Genomic DNA, 17,367 nt, shown 5'->3' on the forward strand with positions numbered 1-17,367 from the left:
AGCCACTAAGCGATAACACAGGAAAAGCCGAGAAAAAGCGGTGCCCCACCCAAATCCCAGCGGAAAGGGAAGAAGGTGGGGCGTTGGTTCACTGTCCCGCGGGAGGCGGGGACTGGAACATTAGTCGCGCAGGTTACCCACGTTGCGGATAATGCCGAAGCGGTGCATGGTCACGGAGACCGCCTGCTCAAGGAGGTAGGGCAGGAGTTCACGACGGCCATCCGCAAGTACGGGCTGGTCCAGCACTACGGAGTTGGAGCGCACCGCTGCTTCGTAGACGGAATCAGGCACGGTGCCCAGGGCACGCACGCGGGAGGATTCGTCATTGGCTACGGCGGCGGCGAAGGAACCTTCAGAAATAGACTCCACGTCAAAGCCTAGATTCTGCAGTTGGGCGGCAACCTCTGGGCTGGCGGAGATTTCAGTTTCGGTGCCGGTAATCCCGGCAGCCAGCACCTGACGTGCGACATCGCGCAGCTTGTAGTCCTCGCCCACGCGGACGCGGAGCTTAGTCAGCAGCGGGCGGTAGCGGAAACGGTTGGCCTCAGATACCAGCGCGGTGCGGTCGTGAGTGCGGCCGAATTCTTCGAGCCACGCAATTCGGTCCAGCTCGGCAGCGCGCCAGAGCCATTGTAGATCGTCCTTGCTGAGTTCATCAGAAAGCTCATCGCGCAGGCGTTGCAGAATCTTCACGCTAGCTGGAGCGATATCCACGTCGCGCGGCTTGAGCTCGCCATCGGTCCAGGTACCCATCTGAGCCACGTAATTTGGGCCGCCGGCCTTGGCACCTGGGCCCATGACGGACTTCTTCCAGCCGCCGAAGGACTGGCGCTGGACGATAGCGCCGGTGATGCCGCGGTTGACGTAGGCGTTGCCTACCTCTACGTTGTCGATCCAGTACTGAATCTCGGCATCATCAAGCGAGTGGATGCCGCCAGTCAGGCCATAGCCGGTGCTGTTTTGCCAGGCGATGGCTTCTTCCAAGGTATCGGCGTACATGATGCCGAGAATGGGACCGAAGCACTCATTCTTGTGGTACCAAGAGCCGGGCTGGACATTATCGCGAATGCCCGGGGACCACAGGGTGCCTTCCTCGTTGAGCTTCTCCGGCTTCAGCAGCCACTTCTCGCCCGGCTCCAACTGGGTTAGGCCGCGCAGCAGCTTCTCACTGGGCTTTTCAGCCAGGCCATTCATCGTGGTGGTGATGTCATAGCCCGGACCAGGCTTTAAGGTCTTGACGGCATCCAGCAGCTGCTCGCGCAGGCGCTCAGACTTGCCCGCCGCACCCACGAAAATCACCAGCGAGGCAGCCGAACACTTCTGGCCGGAGTGGCCGAAGGCGGAGTTGTACAGGTCTTGGATGGCAAGGTCCGGGTCGGCGGCTGGGGTGATGACCAGCGCGTTCTTACCGGAGGTCTCCGCCATAATGTTCATCTTGGGCTTCCAAGAGCGAAAGAGCGCGCCGGTATCGGATGCACCGGTTAAAATGATGTTGTCCACGTCATCGTGGGAGAGCAGGGCTTTGCCGGCATCGGCTTCATCAGTAAGCACCAGCTGCACCAGATCCGGATCCAAGCCTTCTGCTTCGAGGGCGGTGCGGAAAGCCTCGACCACCATCTTGCCGCAGTGGACGACCTGGGGAGCAGGCTTGACGATGACCGCCGAGCCCGCCGCCAAGGAGGCCGCAATGCCGCCGGTAGGAATGGCGATGGGGAAGTTCCACGGTGGGGTTACCACGGTGACGGTGTGCGGGTGGAATTCGGAGTGTGCCTCTTCCAAGAAGCGGGCTGACTGTCCGTAGTAGGTACAGAAGTCAATCGCTTCAGAGACCTCCGGGTCGGTCTGGGTGACCGTCTTATTGGCCTCGTAGGCTGCCACGGAGATGAAGTCTCCACGCTGCGAGGCTAGCTGGTCCGCTACAGCTTCGAGGGCTGCGGCGCGCTCTGCGGCGGGGCGCTTGCCCCATTCAGCGCCCAACTTTTTGGCACGGGTGACGTAGCTGTCAACAGCGGATGGGTCGGTGACCTCCGAGACTCCGTGCTCACCCGGGTCATTCGCCAGTGCACGCTTGGCCCAGGTACGGTTCGGGGCAAGCGCCGGGTCCGTATCGGGCTCGTTCCTGAAGCGTCCGGAATCTGGTGCCTGGCGCCCGGAATCCTCGAGCCGGTTTTGGGTGCGGCGTGAGCCAGCAAAGGTATCCCAGCGCTGCGCCACGGCTTTGCGGAATGTTTCTTCCTGGCTGGCCAGCGCTTCTTCGCCCGGGGCGAAAAGAGCATAAAGGAAGTTCTGCGGGGCGGAGTTCTCCTCTAGTCGGCGTACCAGGTAGGACACGGCGACGTCGAAGTCATCCGCGTGCACCACCGGGGTGTAGAGAATCTGGCGGCCCTCGTAGACCGTGCGCACCGCTGCCTGCTGCGCCGGGGACATGCCCTGTAGCATCTCAGAATCCAGCATGTGCAGCACGCCGCGCTTTACGCCCAGCTCGTAGGCCAGAGCAGCGGTGTACAGGTTGTGGCTGGCCACACCGATACGGATGCAATCCGCGTATTCTTCTTGCAGGATGAAGTCCAGCAGGCGGTAGTAGTTAGCATCAACGTCTAGCTTGTTGGTGTAGGTAGCCAGCGGCCAGTCGTGGACTTCGCTTTCGGTGGTCTCCATGGACAAATTAGCGCCCTTAACAATGCGCACCTTGACCTTGGCGCCGCCCTCTGCCACGCGCTGCTTGGCAAATTCCGCGATGTCTTGTAGGGCATCGAAGGTATCGGGCAGGTAGGCCTGCAAAACGATGCCGGATTCCAGGTTCTTGAACTCCGGCTCGCTCATCAGGCTCTTGAACAGACGCAGCGTCAGGTGGAGGTCGTGGTATTCCTCCATGTCCATGTTGATAAAGACCTGCGGGTCGCGGCGTGCGGCTTCCTGGTAGAGCGGGCGCAGGCGGTTCTTCAGGCGTTCCACGGAACTGCCAATGTCCCAGTGATTGAGCTGCGCCACCATTGAGGATGCCTTGACGGATACGTAGGTCACACGCGGGTTTTTAATGAGCTCGAGCGTGCGGCGCGTGCGAGATTTTGCTTCTTCTTCACCGAGCACGGCCTCACCCAAGAGGTTGAGGTTCAACTGCTCACCGGAGGCGGCGGCCTTCTCCAATGTGTCATTGAGTGCATCCGATTCTGCATCCAGCACCAAGTGGCCGACCATCTTGCGCATGTACAGGCGCGCTACCGGCATGACTAGGTTAGGCAAGATGGGGCCGAAGAAGCCGCCGGCGCCAACCAGTGCGCCATTGAGGCTGCCCAAGAAGGAAGGATCGTACTGGGAAGAAATATCCTTCAGTGCCTTCGCCGCGACCTTGTCATCTTCCGGGCGCATGACGCGGTCAACGAAATCCATGGTGAACTTCACGCCGTTGTCATCGCGCAACAGCTCCGCGAGCTGCTCGGTGGCCTTGTCCTTTTCATCTGCAGTGGAAGCGAGCCATCCCTGTGCGCGCTTAATGGCAGCGGGCAGTACGGCCTCAACATCATCAGATAGTGGCGTGCGGGTGTATGCAGGAGAAGTCATGCGGAATTCAACCTCTTTTTTTCAAAACGTGTACTTCCAGGTTGGTGACCAACCCACACCGCAGTGTGGCCTGTGTGCTGTGTTTTTAGCGCCGGTGGCAGAAAGTGACTGGTAAATCTATGGAAATGGGAAATTAGGCGCGGCGTAGTGGCGCCGCATGTGTGGCAATGAGTGGAACACGTGGAATGCGCGCGCCGCTCCTCGGTGGTGCAAGGACAACTAAGCGAATCAATAAACCATCGTGCGATCACTAGTGGTGACCGGGGGCCTGTCGCTATGGGGGCGGACGCGTGCGAAGTCTGTGTTCAACACTCACCTGCTTTCTACACTGTGGCGATGTGGAGCTAGGGGAAGGAAAGCAAAGCCACGTGGTGGTTTCATGTTCCGTTCCTAGCATGGAGATTTTCGGGCAGGTCCGGCTGTATGCAGCCGCACGATGTCCGATAAATGTTATGTGTTTGTATGAGAAATTGATTATAGAGTGGTCGATATAGTGATGCTAGTCTCGTTAGAAAAATGTGCGGTGGGGGTAAAAGGGCGAAAAATAAAACCCCAGCATGTGGGGTTTTAAGGGGGTGAGACCCTTTTAGGGGCAGGTGCTAATCGCGGGTAGGCAACTAGGTGCCGTATCCCGCTTTGAGCGCCTTGACTGCTAGCTCGAGACGAGACTTGGCGTGAAACTCGGTCAACAGGCTAGAAACGTACTTTTTTACCGTTCCCGGAGCATAGTGGGTGCTGTGTGCTATCTCCTCGTTGGATTTTCCCTCGCACACCAAATCGAGAATTTGCGCTTGGGCGGGCGAAATATGGTGCTCAGAGGCGGACATTGCCGACGGGGATTGAGCAGCGTTTTCGCTCCACCCCGGCATCTGTTGGAATAAACGCGTCAATGATTGGGGCGCTACGACCGTGCCGCCGCGGACTGCCTCGCGCACCGTATCCACAATATAGGCCGGCTTCGAGCTTTTGAGAATATAGGCCGCCGCCTTGTTAGATAGGACTTCTCTTAGGGTGTCATCATTATCCATTGCGGTCATGGCAATGAATACTGGCGGATCGGGCAGCTCATTAAGCTCACGCAGCAGCGCTGTGCCGTCCATCTCCGGCATATGGATATCGGCAATGACGGCATCGACATCGTGTTGTTCTAGCTGCTGTAGAGCGGTTTTCCCATTGTCTGCGACGGCGACGATTTCCATATCTTCGGCCGCAGCGAAATAGTGGCCGAGTGCCTCGATGACCAGTGGATCATCATCAACTAAGAGCAGTGAAGTTTTTACTTGAAGCACCATGGAGCTGGGCAGCCAAAGACGAGTTCTGCCGAGGTCTTGTACTTAGTGTTTTGTGGAAGATCACCGGGGGTGAGGTCTGCGCCAAAGAGAGAAGTGGACAGCATTAAAGGTGCGAGGACGCTAGCGAGGGCAGTTTGCATGGCACGACTCCTTTATTAAAGCGGAACTATGAGAATAAGACGCAAGTGTAGTAGAGGAATAGTGGCACTGCCACCGGAGGTGGCTCAACTAACGCTGTTCATGCGCAGACGGGGGCAGTGCGAGCGTGAGCTCCCAATGATCATCGACGCGGCCGGCCTCAAGCCGGGCATCGATAGTCGCCGCGAGGCGCGTCATCGAATTAATACCAATGCCGGAGGAAGTCTCCGGTGTGGTGCTCGTTGGCTTGGCAATAGGGTTGCGAATGCTCATCAGCGTCCATCCCATGTGCGGTTGGGCCGATACGGTAATTTTCGCCCCAGGCGGCGAATACTTGACGGCGTTGAGACAGGCCTCCCTGGTGATGGCTACCACTGAGTCGAGTACAGAAGGACGAAGCTGAGGGCAAAAATCTCCCCCGCTTACCTTAATAATTGGAGTGCGGTTGAGCTTAGACAACTGACTTTCTTCCCAAGCCAACACTTGTGCAAGGCTGATAGGGCGTGGCCCGTGTTTAAAACTCAATTCGTCATCGATTCCGTCAATATTGGAGCGCAAGACTTTAGTTAAAGCGCGTATTTCAGACATCGACGAGCGCATTGCATCGCTTAATTCATCGAGGCGGCGGCTAAGTTCCGGTGTGCTGGCGTATTCTAAACTGAGCGCTTCTAGTTGCATGGTATTAACGGTCAGGCTGGAAATTACGGAGTTATGCAGGGTTTCGGCTAGGTCGGACTGTCGGCGTTTGACATCGTTATTCCACTCCACCATGGCTGTTTTATAGCGCCGTGCGGAATGGGCGAGTGAGCTGCCGATGAAGGTGCTAATGACCAAGAAAATTCCCCAGACCAGTGCAGGTGTTGGAGCGAAGACCAGTCGCAACGTACCAGGATCTACCAGTCCTACTAGCCAAAATGCCGCGCAGAGAAGAATCGACTGCCACTTGGTGCTGTGAAAAGCGAATACGGCAAGGAATACCGGGGCTAAGAAAACGCAACTGGCGTAGGGAATTCCTACGGTAAGAATGGCACTCATCCAAATTGTTAGAAAACCCACCGCCATTGTCTTTGGATACCGATAGGCAGCGGTAATGATCACTGACAAAAGTACCCCGATAATTGCCGCTGAAAGTTGGTGTTGAGGAGGGGTGAGAAATGCGGCGAACAGTGTCAGTGCTAAGCACGTGATGGCGACCAGCGCTGCTGTGCGCTGTAGGGTCATCGCCGCGCGAAGGCGGTGACGCAATGGATGCGGCGGGGTAGGAGTAAAAGTCACGGTCGTATGCGCTTCTGTGGTGCTCAGACTGAATAGTACTGAATAGTTTTGAGAGGGCTTGGGGTGTTGTGCACCTAGCTTAAGGCCTCAAAGCGGGAAACCAATAAATGAAAAACAACTAAACCCCGCACCTTCCGGTGCGAGGCTTAAAACCTGCGTGGATAAAGTGCGGGGGTTTAGTCGGTCTTCATGAAGGAGTGTAAACGCGAAGGTTTACTTAAGCCTCAGCTGCGGTCTCGGTGGCCTCAGCTGCGGTCTCGGTAGCGTCAGCTGCGGTCTCGGTAGCGGTAGCTACGGAGTCGGTAGCAGCGTCAGCGCCGCCCTTGGAGGACAGGCCGTCGAATACGGAGGACAGGCCTGCGGAGTCGGAGTTCGACTCGGAGGACAGGTGAGCAACGCCCTTGATGGCCTTGAAGATTGCCTCGAAGTCGAGGGAGGAGCTGAGGTTTACGAGGGTACCGATCATTGGCATTTCCTTTCGGGTTGGCTGAGTGACACTACAAATCAATCTCTCTGGGTAGCAACCAGTGGCTGCTGTGGTTTTCAGTATGTGCGAGTTGGCTACTCCTGCCAAGCCTCTTTTGGATCCTTTGTGGGGTAACTTTTGGCCACTTTGTCATGACTCTTTAATTAGCGTGTGGTGCCGGCAGGGTGAGCGTGTGGTGCCGGCAGGGTGTGCTGTGAAAAATACTAGCTCTTGTGGGGCGGAAGAGGGAGGTCCGGCTTGGAGGCTAAGAGCTGGGAAAATAGACAATTTTTTGAGGAAGTTTGTACCGGCGGGAATAAGATGTGAGTGTGGAAAGTTATAAAGATTGAGTGACACAGGCTCAAGATTTTATGAACGAGTTTGTAACTTCTGTTAGAGTAACTCACAGACTCAACGAGAAGTTGAGTCACTGACAATCAACTTTATTAACTGCATTCGACAAGAAGGAGAATGAATCATGGGACGCGCAGTAGGTATTGATCTTGGTACGACGAATTCCGTCGTTTCCGTACTGGAAGGTGGCGAGTCCACCGTTATCGCTAACTCTGAAGGCTCTCGCACCACGCCTTCTGTGGTGGCATTTGCTAAAAATGGCGAAATCTTGGTTGGTCAGTCCGCCAAAAACCAGGCCGTGACCAACGTGGACCGCACCATCCGCTCCGTTAAGCGTCACATTGGTACTGACTGGACCGTCAACATCGATGACAAGAAGTACACCTCTCAGGAGATTTCCGCTCGTACGCTGATGAAGCTGAAGCGCGATGCAGAGTCCTACTTGGGTGAAGATGTTACGGACGCCGTTATTACCGTCCCTGCATACTTCGAGGACGCGCAGCGCCAGGCCACCAAGGAAGCTGGCCAGATTGCTGGCCTGAACGTCCTGCGCATTGTTAACGAGCCCACCGCAGCTGCACTTGCGTACGGCCTAGAAAAGGGCGAGCAAGAGCAGACCATCCTGGTCTTCGACTTAGGCGGCGGCACCTTCGACGTGTCCCTGCTGGAAATCGGCGATGGCGTCGTTGAAGTTATGGCTACCGCAGGTGACAACAGCTTGGGCGGTGATGACTGGGACCAGCGCATTGTTGACTGGTTGGTAGATCGCTTTAAGAGCTCCCAGGGTGTTGACCTAACCAAGGATAAGCGCGCCGTGCAGCGTCTGCGCGAGGCTGCAGAAAAGGCAAAGATTGAGCTGTCCTCCTCCCAGCAGGCCAATATCAATCTGCCCTACATCACCGTTGACTCCGACAAGAACCCACTGTTTTTGGACGAGACCTTAAACCGCACCGAATTCCAGAAGATTACTCAGGATCTGCTGGACCGCACCAAGGCTCCGTTCAACCAGGTCATCAAAGATGCGGACCTCTCCGTCGGCGATATCGACCATGTTGTGCTGGTCGGCGGTTCCACCCGTATGCCGGCCGTATCTGAGCTAGTCAAGGAGCTGACCGGTAAGGACCCGAATAAGGGCGTCAACCCGGATGAGGTCGTTGCGGTCGGCGCTGCTCTCCAGGCAGGTGTGCTGCGCGGTGAGGTTAAGGACGTGCTGCTTCTTGATGTCACCCCGCTCTCCCTCGGCATTGAAACCAAGGGCGGCGTGATGACTAAGCTCATCGAGCGCAACACCACCATCCCCACCAAGAAGTCCGAAACCTTCACCACTGCAGAAGATAACCAGCCCTCTGTGCAGATTCAGGTCTTCCAGGGTGAGCGCGAGATGGCTACGGCCAATAAGCTGTTGGGCTCCTTCGAGCTTGGCGGCATCGCACCAGCACCTCGCGGCGTTCCCCAGATTGAGGTCACCTTCGACATCGACGCCAACGGCATTGTTCACGTGACCGCCAAGGATAAGGGCACCGGTAAGGAAAACACCATTAAGATCCAGGACGGCTCTGGCCTTTCCCAGGAAGAGATCGACCGCATGGTCAAGGATGCCGAGCAGCACGCTGAGGAAGATAAGAAGCGTCGCGAGGAGCAGGAGCTGCGCAATAGTGCAGAGTCCACTTCCTACCAGACCCGCAAGTTCTTGGAAGACAACGAGGATAAGGTCTCTGAGGACATCAAGACCAAGGTCACCGAGGCTGCTGACGCCGTAGATGAGGCCCTCAAGGGCGATGACCTCGAAGCCATCAAGTCCGCCGTAGAGAAGCTGTCCACCGAATCCCAAGAGATGGGCAAGCAGATCTACGAGGCACAGGCTGCAGAGGCCGCCGCTGAGGGTGCTGCCGATGGCGGCACTGCACAGGGCGACCCAAACGTGGTCGACGCTGAAGTTGTGGACGAAGATGAGCAGAACTCTGACGACAACAAGGATGGCAACAAGTAATGACTCAGGACAGCGGAATGCCGCAAAACCCAGGCGACCCGAAATACACGGATCCGGAGGCTACCTCGGCTGACCGCGCTGAGGCTGCTGCCGAAGAGGCTGAGGAAGCACAGGCTGTCAACGACGCGCAGGTCGATGCCGCCGAAGAAGCCCAGTTGGATCCCACCCTTGATGCTGACCTTGAGGACGCGCTGGCTGATGTCAACGTCGGTGAGGTTGAAGCTGAGGCAGAGGGCGATGAGCCTATCTCCGCCGGTGCTGCCGCTAACGATGTGGAAGCTCAGCTGGCAGAACGCACGGAAGACCTCCAGCGTTTGAATGCGGAATACACCAATTACCGCCGCCGCACTGAGCGTGACCGCCAATCCGTTATCGAGACCGCGAAGGCAAAGGTCATAAGTGATTTGCTGCCGGTTCTTGATGACCTCGATTTAGCCAAGCAGCACGGTGATTTGGAGGGCCCGCTCAAGGCGGTTGCGGATAAGCTCCGCAAGGCCCTCGAGCAGCATAACCTCACCGCCTTTGGGCAGGAGGGCGAGCCCTTCGACCCAGAGATGCACGAGGCCGTGCAGGATTTGTCCTCCGGCGATGAGCAGGTGCTTGGCACCGTGCTGCGCCAGGGCTACCGCATAGGTGAGAGGCTGGTGCGCAACGCGCTGGTTATTATCGCGGACCCCGGTGAGGATTCCGGCAGTTCGGAAGGCACCGAACAAGCCGATTAATCCGGGACAAGGGCGCCTTGGGAACTGACTGATTCACCTTCCCCTGGCGCCTTTTTTACTAACTACAATCGAATCTTCTTGAAAGGAGGAGATGCCCAGTGAGCGCTAAACCCGAATGGGCAGACAAAGATTATTATGCGGATCTGGGGGTCTCCTCGTCCGCAGACCACAGCGAAATCAAGCGCGCGTACCGCAAGCTTGCCCGCGATAACCACCCTGATACCCACCCTGATGATCCCGCGGCAGCGGACCGGTTCAAGCGGGTTGCGGAGGCCTACGATGTGCTTTCTGATGCCTCCACTCGCAAGGAATACGACCAGTTCAAAGCCATGCTGCGTACTGGCGGCGGCTTCGGACGGAATGGGGGCGCCGGCTTTCCCGGCGGGTTTCGATCCCCGAACATGGGTGGACAAGGTGCGCAAGACTTCGACCTCTCGGACCTCTTCGGAGGAGCCACTGGAGGAGCGTCTCAAGGCGGCGGTTTGGGGGATATCTTCGGTAGCGTTTTCAACCGCAGCGGTAGTGCTGGCCACGCAGCTAAACCGTCGCGGGGGGTCGACGTCGAAACGGAAATAACCCTCGATTTCCGTGAGGCCGCTAAGGGGACCACCATCCCGCTGGCCTTAAGCGGGAACGCGCCATGTACCACGTGCCATGGCTCGGGTTCTTCCTCTGGCAAGACCTCTACGTGCGGTACCTGCAATGGCACCGGATATACCTCAGAAAACCGCGGTGCTTTCGGCTTTTCCGCCCCGTGCAAGGAGTGCGATAGTACAGGCCGCCGCATCCCAGATCCGTGTGCGGACTGCAACGGCACCGGAACGGTGCACCGCACCCGTAATATTACGGTCCGCATCCCCGCTGGGGTTATCGACGGCCAAAAGGTTCGCATCGCCGGTCAAGGCGAGGCCGGCCCGAATGGTACCCCAGCTGGTGACCTCTTTGTTGCGGTCACTGTCACGCCGGACCAGGTCTTTACCCGCGACGGCGATGATATTCACATCACCGTCCCCGTCTCGTTTGCCGAGCTCGCCTTGGGTGATACCGTAACGGTTCCCACCTTGGACAGCCCGGTTCGTGTAAAGATCCCTGCCGGTACCCCAGATGGCCGCACCTTGCGTGTACGTGGGCGCGGCATTGCCAAGCGTGGGGGCAAGGCCGGTGACCTCTTGGTGAGCGTGCACATTACTGTGCCTTCCAAGCTCGATGCTGCAGCGTCCAGCGCCCTGCGCACCTATGCGCAAGCCGAAAAAGACTCCGGCTTTAATCCCCGCGCGGGCTGGGCCGGCGCGCAGAGTAATTAAGGCAGGAGGTGCACCGCACAATGAGTACTGGAAAAGCTCAAGGCTCCGGCACCGCCGTCTACGTCATTTCCGTGGCGGCCGAGCTGTCCGGGATGCATGCCCAAACCCTGCGTACCTATGACCGCATGGGTTTGGTCTCACCAGCCCGCACCCGGGGCGGAGGCCGCCGTTATTCGGATCGCGATATTGAATTGCTCCGCAAGATTCAAGCACTTTCGCAAGACGACGGTGTCAACCTGGCCGGCATCAAATCCATCATCGAGTTAACTGAAGAACGCGACCAGCTTGAGGCCGAGCGCGACGCGCTGGCCGAAGAAGTCCGTGTCCTGCGCGATCAGCTCGCCGCCGGGCAGCGCGTGGGGGTGCAGAACCCCCACGCGCAGGTGCAGAATCCCCACGCGCAGAGCCCACACACCCCCGGGCGTTCCCAACGCAGCAGTGAGCTCGTCCACGTCCCGCGGTCTACCTCCGTGGTGATGTGGAGCCCGCGCACAGCGCGCGACCGCAAGAGGAATCGCCGAAACCACGGTGGTTAATCCATATGATTTGTTCTGCGAACGAGAAACCTCAACTTACACCCTCCATACCTGTGCAACGGCGTAGTGCCGCTAAGGGTATGGAGGGTTTATCTCTGCCTCAAAGGCCTGAGCCACCGGGGCGCGGCCCACCGGTTTATCCGGACTTAGCACCGTGAAGAAATGTTTATTTCCCACCCCTATGTGGTGCGAAATGTGAAAAAGTGAACTACCATGGCGGAAAGCCAGTGAGGTATGACATAGTAAAACTCCCATAGTGACGTGTGGCATACCTGGCAAGGGTTGTACATGATATTTCTACACGAGAGGACAACACCATCATGACTTTGTACGCGGAACCCGGCACCGAAGGGGCTATTGTCAACTACCGCAGCCGCTATGACAATTACATCGGCGGTAAGTGGGTTCCGCCAGTCGATGGCGAATACATGGACAACATCAGCCCCGTGACCGGCGAAGTATTTTGTCAGGTGGCCCGCGGCAAGCAAGCCGATATCAACGCCGCTATCGATGCCGCCGAAAAGGCCTTTACTACCTTTGGCAAGACCACTCCCGCAGAGCGCGCCCTTTTGCTGCATCGTATCGCGGACCGCATTGAAGAAAACCTAGAAAAGATCGCTGTGGCGGAGACCTGGGAAAACGGCAAGGCCGTCCGCGAAACCTTGGCTGCCGATATACCGCTTGCCGTTGATCACTTCCGCTACTTCGCGGGTGCGATCCGCGCACAGGAGGGCCGCCTATCCCAGATCAGCGAAGACACCGTGGCCTACCACTTCCACGAGCCGCTCGGCGTTGTCGGGCAAATCATCCCCTGGAATTTCCCGCTGCTCATGGCCGCGTGGAAGATTGCACCGGCGCTAGCCGCAGGAAACTGCATCGTGCTCAAACCTGCAGAGCAGACACCCGCATCCATCCTCTTGCTCATGGAGATCATCGGTGACCTCCTCCCGGACGGCGTACTCAATATTGTTAACGGCGTGGGCGAGGAAGCTGGAGCAGCATTGACAGGATCGGACCGCATAGCCAAAATCGCGTTTACCGGATCCACCCCGGTAGGCAAGCTCATCAATAAAGCCGCTGCGGATAAGGTCATCCCGGTCACCCTGGAGCTGGGCGGCAAGTCGCCGTCCATTTTCTTCAAAGACATCATGGATGAAGATGACTCTTACCTGGATAAGTGTGTTGAGGGATTCGTCATGTTTGCCCTGAACCAAGGTGAGGTCTGCACGTGCCCGTCGCGCGCCTTGGTCCATGAGGATATTGCCGATAAGTTTCTAGAGCTCGCCATCCAACGCGTTAAAAAGATTAAGATTGGCCATCCGTTGGATACCGAAACCATGATGGGCGCCCAGGCCTCCCGGGAACAGATGGACAAGATCGCCGAATACCTCACGATCGGCCCGGCAGAAGGCGCGGAAACGCTCATCGGTGGCCACGTGAATAAGCTCGAAGGACTCGAAAACGGCTATTACATTGAGCCCACCGTGTTTAAGGGCAGCAATGAGATGCGTATCTTCCAGGAGGAAATCTTCGGCCCGGTGCTTTCCGTAGCGACCTTCAAGGACTACGAGGAGGCCATCGAGATCGCAAATACCACCAACTTTGGTTTAGGTGCTGGCGTGTGGTCGCGCCAGCAAAACATTTGCTACCGCGCCGGGCGCGATATTCAGGCCGGCCGCGTGTGGGTCAACCACTACCACGACTACCCGGCGCACCGTGCCTTCGGTGGCTATAAGGAGTCCGGCCTGGGACGGGAAAATCACTTGATGATGCTCAGCCACTACCAGGAAACGAAGAACATGCTGGTCTCGTACTCGGATACCCCTGCAGGCCTATTCTGACCCCACAACCGCCCTTGTCAGGGGTGGCGCTGCCTAGTCCGGTGCTGCCAAGCCAGGCGCTATTCCGGCCTGGAATTGTGGGAAGCCACCTTGCCTAGCCCGCGCAGGAACTGAGGGTCTTCCCAATAAGAGCTGTGATCTCCGGGCAGGCCATCCGCGCCGGGGAGGGCAGTAGCACCAAAGGACTGGGTGGTGGGATCCGGGCCGTGGATGCCGCCCAGTGGCCCCGTCGCGATAGCGATGGGGTCATTGTCGTTGGTCGCCGCCCACACGGTGCCGTGCAGCTCGCTGGCATGCCGGGCGCTGGTGCCGGGGCTTCCCACCAGCACGATATCGGAGGCGATGTTCTCCTCGCGCGCCGCGTATCCAGTTACAACGGAGCCATAGGAATAGCCCACCACCGTCCGCTTTGCGCCAGGATACCGCGCACCGATTCCCCGCTGAAACCGCACTAACTCCTGCCCCGCTGCCCGCGCGGGATCGGCGTGTACGGCCCGCGGCAGGCTCGACGGAGCCTGGTATCCCAACCAGACGGCGGCCGGGCCACCGCTCGCGGAGGCAATAGCGCGTCCACGGTCGATGGCGCGCTGCCAGGTACTGGGGTCGGAGGAATGCACTCCTTCGACAAACGTGGTTACGCAGGCAGGTTCGGTGCGAAAGCTCTCCGGATCCACCAGCGCCACCAGCCGGCCGGGGCTCGTTTCTACGATGCGCATATCCGGATTATCCGCGGCCAGCTGCACCACGCGGTCGCTGGCCTGGGCAAGGTTAATCTCATGGATGGTATCGAGGGGAAGATCGCCAAAATCCTCCAGCCGCTGCGGCGGTTGTACCCCGGTGGGCGTGCACAGAGCATCGATTTCTCGGGCGCAGAGCCAATCGAGGGCATCCCCCAGCTCGCGAACCTCGCGCAGCAGCACACCACCGGCCAGCGCGGCTGGAACAGAAAACTCATCGAGTTTGCCCAAAAAGGAAATGATGCGTGCCTCCACCCCTTCGCGCCAGGCCTGTAGATCCGCATGGTGGTTAAGCACCTCAATGACCTGTTTCATCTCCTCTAGGGGGCTACGTAGCCACTCCGTAGCCTCGGCCAACCCGGACCGCGCAGCTACGCCTGCGGGCCCACCCAGCGGTATAGACCGCCAATCGTTGTGCGAGTCGGCATAGTGAGTATGCAGGCCAGAGTGATCCGCCGCGAGTTGGGCGGCGCTGTGGCGAAGAGCAGTTGATAAATTCATCGCGGTCGCTCCAAACTCGCGGCGAGCGAGGAATCGAGCGCGTGGCTGCGGTCGATAAAGTCGTGGAGGCTACGCAGGCGCTCGGAGATGGTGGCATCGCTACGCCGCTGCGTGGTAGACCACTGCGCCACCGCGCGTTGCAGGGCAATAGACGTTCGGGAGGCCACGCTTAATGATGCCCCCGGCAACGCCGCCACCGGCCGCGCCCTCAAGGTATGCACATGTGCGGAAAGGTGTTCAGGAATGTCTAGGAAAGTCATAGCCCCCAGCGTGGTCGCTGTGGGGTTGAGCCGCGAGCGTAAAAATTCCAACCTGTGGATAACTAGGTGATGCTGCACTAAGTTGGGGCTTATGAAAGTAGCAGCAGTGCAATTGACGTCCACCGGCAGAATCGAGGACAACCAAGAACTCGCACTGGATAACATTCGCGCGGCCGCAGCGGCGGGCGCGCGCCTTATCGTGCTGCCTGAGGCCACCTCGCAGAATTTCCGCTCGGGCCGCCTGGATGAGCAGGCGCAGAACCTCGAAGGTCCGTTCGCTACCGCGATTCAGCAAGCGGCGGAGGAACTAGGGGTGACCGTCGTCGTCGGCATGTTTTGCCCAGCCGATACTATCGAGCGCGAAGACAAGACCATCAACCGCGTCTTCAATACTGCGCTCATCGCAGGCCCGGGCGTGCTGGGCGGCTACGAGAAAATCCACACCTATGATGCCTTTGACTACTGCGAATCCGATACGGTGCAGCCCGGGGAATCCTTGGTGACTTTTGATGTCGATGACCTCACCGTCGGCGTCGTAGTGTGCTACGACATTCGCTTCCCTGAGCAGTTCAAAGACCTTGCGCGCGAGGGGGCGCAGCTCATTGTCGTGCCCACGAGCTGGGCGGATGGTCCTGGCAAGCTGGAGCAGTGGCGCCTGCTTACCGCGGCGCGAGCACTGGATTCCACTAGCTATATCCTTGCTGCTGGCCAATCCCGGCCGGGCGGTAATGCGGAGGCCGGATCCACTTCGGGTCCGACCGGGATTGGGCACTCCACCATTGTCGATCCTAATGGTGTGCGCGTGGCAGAGGCCGGTTACGACGATGAGATTCTCTATGCCGACATTGATCCACAAGAAGTAGCGAAGACGCGCCGGTACCTGCCGGTGCTAGAGCTGGGCCATTAAGACTGTGCCGCATAATCCTCCGGCAGCCACTCTCGGTCGCGGCTCCAGCTGTGGCTAAAAATCCACTGCTTGTCTATGCCCTTTTTCTCCAGACCCCTCCTCGCTTCCGCCACCTCCTCGGCGCTGCCGAAGAGAGCAAAATAGGTGGGCGTGCCTGTGGATAACTCAACCTCGTTGACTACTACATCGGTCGGGTCAGGGGAGAGGGTATGGATGGCGGCATCGGCAAGCGGCTGTGCCCCTAGCAGCCATGGGTCGTTTTCTTGCCGGATGATGCGGCGCAGGCTGAGATCGGGGTAGAAGGCTTGCAGGTTCTGTTGGAAGTGCGTGTCATAGTGCGCGCCGGGGCTATCGGCAACGGCAAAAATCTGCAGGGACAGATCTTTTGCAAGACCCTCCTCGCCAGCATCTACTGCCTGGCGGGCCGCCAGCGTCAAACACCGTGCCGCCGCCCAGCCCGTGCCATAGGCCACGATGACCAATGTGCCGCCTCGCAGCTCGCGCAGGTCTTGCCAGATGGACCCGGTGGGCCGACCCAAAGTCCACCAATCGCCCGGCTTGGTATGTGCAAGCGACCGTGAAGCCTCGCCTACCGCGGCGATGTGGAAGACCAACTGGCCGGTGGCATCGCTCGGCTGGGCGGGGGTGAGCATGCGCCATTGCCCGGGAAGGTACTGGGTGGTGACGGGGAAATACTGTCCCGGTTCAAACGCGGCGGGCATTCCCGCCTCAACGCGAATGACTGCGGTATCGCGAGTCGGACGATCCACCGCAACGACGTGACCCGAATACGCCGGTGCCTCCCCAGCCAGGTCGGCCTCGCGCGCCGCGGCGGCCATGTCCTCGCACACCTGGTGGATGACGGCGCAGGCAAAGTCGTATTGGTACCTCGTAAGCGACAAAGCCCGCAGGCTCGCAATGAGCGCTTCCTCGAACCGCTCATAGACCTCAGCCGGGAAGCCGTGTCTGCGGTGATCGCGGCCGAGCTGCATGATTTTTTCCCGCACGGCCGCAGGAACGGTGGCCCCAACCCTGGTCCCTGATCCGGCGCCGCTAGTGCTGGGTTCTGCGTGTTCAATGACCCACGCCAGTGCGTGCACCATGGACCGGTGGGTGTCCTGCATAGAGAGGGAGAAGACTTGCCGCGCCTCCGGCACTGTGAGGAAAAACTGCTCATGCACCGCGTCGCGGTAGTCGTCTGCGTACTTCCGGAAGTGCTCGCCCAATTCCCACATGCTTTTTCATCCTAGTGTGCTTGCCCGTCTCTACTGTGTACTTACGGCCTGTGCCTTTCCGTTGACGGGGAGCGTGGCCGACTCTATCCCTGCTGCATCATCGACCCAGTACCTTGATAGCCTCGCACGGCGCGCGGATTGCGCACGCCGCGGACCCGCGCCGATGATGGTGTTGAGGTAGCGTTTCACCCTCGGGTTGCATCGGGGGTGAAAAATCCATCGTATGTTGTGGCTCACTCCATGATGGG

Annotated in this window: 14 protein-coding genes; 6 read left to right on the top strand and 8 right to left on the bottom strand. The window is 58.7% G+C overall.

From position 1 onward, the window contains the following. Positions 1–120: 120 nt before the first annotated feature. From D9V82_RS09125 to D9V82_RS09140, 5 genes are all read right to left on the bottom strand, one after another. Entirely contained in the window at positions 121–3,561 is a 3,441-nt protein-coding gene (locus D9V82_RS09125) for a bifunctional proline dehydrogenase/L-glutamate gamma-semialdehyde dehydrogenase (RefSeq protein ID WP_121912080.1), read from the bottom strand. 617 nt (positions 3,562–4,178) lie between these two features. Next, positions 4,179–4,853, bottom strand: a complete 675-nt coding sequence (locus tag D9V82_RS09130) for a response regulator transcription factor (protein ID WP_121912081.1) — start codon at positions 4,851–4,853, stop codon at positions 4,179–4,181. Further along, positions 4,838–4,993 (bottom strand): hypothetical protein, encoded by a 156-nt coding sequence (locus D9V82_RS12250; RefSeq protein ID WP_167449772.1) that lies wholly within the window; start codon positions 4,991–4,993, stop codon positions 4,838–4,840. The genes D9V82_RS09130 and D9V82_RS12250 overlap by 16 nt, the downstream gene beginning before the upstream one ends. Positions 4,994–5,081: 88 nt before the next feature. Continuing rightward, a complete protein-coding gene (locus tag D9V82_RS09135; protein WP_121912104.1) occupies positions 5,082–6,212 on the bottom strand; it encodes a sensor histidine kinase in 1,131 nt (376 codons plus the stop codon). 271 nt (positions 6,213–6,483) lie between these two features. After that, positions 6,484–6,738, bottom strand: a complete 255-nt coding sequence (locus tag D9V82_RS09140; protein ID WP_239088609.1) for a hypothetical protein — start codon at positions 6,736–6,738, stop codon at positions 6,484–6,486. A gap of 472 nt (positions 6,739–7,210) precedes the next feature. On the opposite strand from D9V82_RS09140, the gene dnaK reads away from it, so the two are divergent. The 5 genes from dnaK to exaC all read left to right on the top strand — a co-directional run bounded on the left by dnaK (position 7,211) and on the right by exaC (position 13,479). Then, positions 7,211–9,076, top strand: coding sequence for a molecular chaperone DnaK (dnaK, locus tag D9V82_RS09145; RefSeq protein ID WP_121912083.1), 1,866 nt, complete (start codon positions 7,211–7,213; stop codon positions 9,074–9,076). After that, positions 9,076–9,798, top strand: coding sequence for a nucleotide exchange factor GrpE (gene grpE, locus D9V82_RS09150; protein WP_121912084.1), 723 nt, complete (start codon positions 9,076–9,078; stop codon positions 9,796–9,798). Before dnaK ends, grpE begins: the two co-directional genes overlap by 1 nt. Before the next feature lie 98 nt (positions 9,799–9,896). Next, on the top strand, positions 9,897–11,102 hold the full coding sequence (gene dnaJ / locus D9V82_RS09155) for a molecular chaperone DnaJ (RefSeq protein WP_121912085.1): 1,206 nt from the start codon (positions 9,897–9,899) through the stop codon (positions 11,100–11,102). A gap of 20 nt (positions 11,103–11,122) precedes the next feature. Further along, positions 11,123–11,638 carry a heat shock protein transcriptional repressor HspR gene (locus tag D9V82_RS09160; RefSeq protein WP_121912086.1) on the top strand — a complete coding sequence of 172 codons (516 nt, stop codon included), beginning with the start codon at positions 11,123–11,125 and terminating at the stop codon, positions 11,636–11,638. 320 nt (positions 11,639–11,958) lie between these two features. Further along, complete coding sequence (gene exaC, locus D9V82_RS09165) at positions 11,959–13,479, top strand: acetaldehyde dehydrogenase ExaC (protein WP_121912087.1); 1,521 nt, start codon at positions 11,959–11,961, stop codon at positions 13,477–13,479. A gap of 59 nt (positions 13,480–13,538) precedes the next feature. On the opposite strand, the gene D9V82_RS09170 is transcribed toward exaC, so the two are convergent. Both D9V82_RS09170 and D9V82_RS09175 read right to left on the bottom strand, forming a co-directional pair. Continuing rightward, complete coding sequence (locus D9V82_RS09170; RefSeq protein WP_121912088.1) at positions 13,539–14,717, bottom strand: alpha/beta hydrolase; 1,179 nt, start codon at positions 14,715–14,717, stop codon at positions 13,539–13,541. Continuing rightward, the gene (locus tag D9V82_RS09175; RefSeq protein WP_121912089.1) at positions 14,714–14,977 is read right to left on the bottom strand and encodes a hypothetical protein; all 264 of its coding nucleotides are present in this window, start codon (positions 14,975–14,977) and stop codon (positions 14,714–14,716) included. Before D9V82_RS09175 ends, D9V82_RS09170 begins: the two co-directional genes overlap by 4 nt. Positions 14,978–15,068: 91 nt before the next feature. Here D9V82_RS09175 and D9V82_RS09180 point away from each other — a divergent pair, with 91 nt between their 5' ends. Then, complete coding sequence (locus tag D9V82_RS09180) at positions 15,069–15,884, top strand: carbon-nitrogen hydrolase family protein (RefSeq protein WP_121912090.1); 816 nt, start codon at positions 15,069–15,071, stop codon at positions 15,882–15,884. Here the strand turns inward: D9V82_RS09180 and D9V82_RS09185 are convergent. After that, a complete protein-coding gene (locus D9V82_RS09185) occupies positions 15,881–17,119 on the bottom strand; it encodes an FAD-binding oxidoreductase (RefSeq protein WP_121912091.1) in 1,239 nt (412 codons plus the stop codon). The two genes, D9V82_RS09180 and D9V82_RS09185, sit on opposite strands and share 4 nt — an antisense overlap. Positions 17,120–17,367: the final 248 nt, after the last annotated feature.

The sequence above is a fragment of the Corynebacterium macginleyi genome, from assembly GCF_003688935.1.
In the GTDB taxonomy this organism is placed as follows: domain Bacteria; phylum Actinomycetota; class Actinomycetes; order Mycobacteriales; family Mycobacteriaceae; genus Corynebacterium; species Corynebacterium macginleyi.

What these genes read in the sequence shown, in the direction of transcription:
- D9V82_RS09160 (WP_121912086.1), top strand. Translation starts at nt 11,123, where the DNA reads ATGAGTACTGGAAAAGCTCAAGGCTCCGGCACCGCCGTCTACGTCATT.
- D9V82_RS09135 (WP_121912104.1), bottom strand. Translation starts at nt 6,212, where the DNA reads ATGACCCTACAGCGCACAGCAGCGCTGGTCGCCATCACGTGCTTAGCA.
- D9V82_RS12250 (WP_167449772.1), bottom strand. Translation starts at nt 4,993, where the DNA reads ATGCAAACTGCCCTCGCTAGCGTCCTCGCACCTTTAATGCTGTCCACT.
- D9V82_RS09185 (WP_121912091.1), bottom strand. Translation starts at nt 17,119, where the DNA reads ATGTGGGAATTGGGCGAGCACTTCCGGAAGTACGCAGACGACTACCGC.
- D9V82_RS09180 (WP_121912090.1), top strand. Translation starts at nt 15,069, where the DNA reads ATGAAAGTAGCAGCAGTGCAATTGACGTCCACCGGCAGAATCGAGGAC.
- D9V82_RS09130 (WP_121912081.1), bottom strand. Translation starts at nt 4,853, where the DNA reads ATGGTGCTTCAAGTAAAAACTTCACTGCTCTTAGTTGATGATGATCCA.
- dnaK (WP_121912083.1), top strand. Translation starts at nt 7,211, where the DNA reads ATGGGACGCGCAGTAGGTATTGATCTTGGTACGACGAATTCCGTCGTT.
- D9V82_RS09140 (WP_239088609.1), bottom strand. Translation starts at nt 6,738, where the DNA reads ATGCCAATGATCGGTACCCTCGTAAACCTCAGCTCCTCCCTCGACTTC.
- D9V82_RS09175 (WP_121912089.1), bottom strand. Translation starts at nt 14,977, where the DNA reads ATGACTTTCCTAGACATTCCTGAACACCTTTCCGCACATGTGCATACC.
- exaC (WP_121912087.1), top strand. Translation starts at nt 11,959, where the DNA reads ATGACTTTGTACGCGGAACCCGGCACCGAAGGGGCTATTGTCAACTAC.
- D9V82_RS09125 (WP_121912080.1), bottom strand. Translation starts at nt 3,561, where the DNA reads ATGACTTCTCCTGCATACACCCGCACGCCACTATCTGATGATGTTGAG.
- D9V82_RS09170 (WP_121912088.1), bottom strand. Translation starts at nt 14,717, where the DNA reads ATGAATTTATCAACTGCTCTTCGCCACAGCGCCGCCCAACTCGCGGCG.
- grpE (WP_121912084.1), top strand. Translation starts at nt 9,076, where the DNA reads ATGACTCAGGACAGCGGAATGCCGCAAAACCCAGGCGACCCGAAATAC.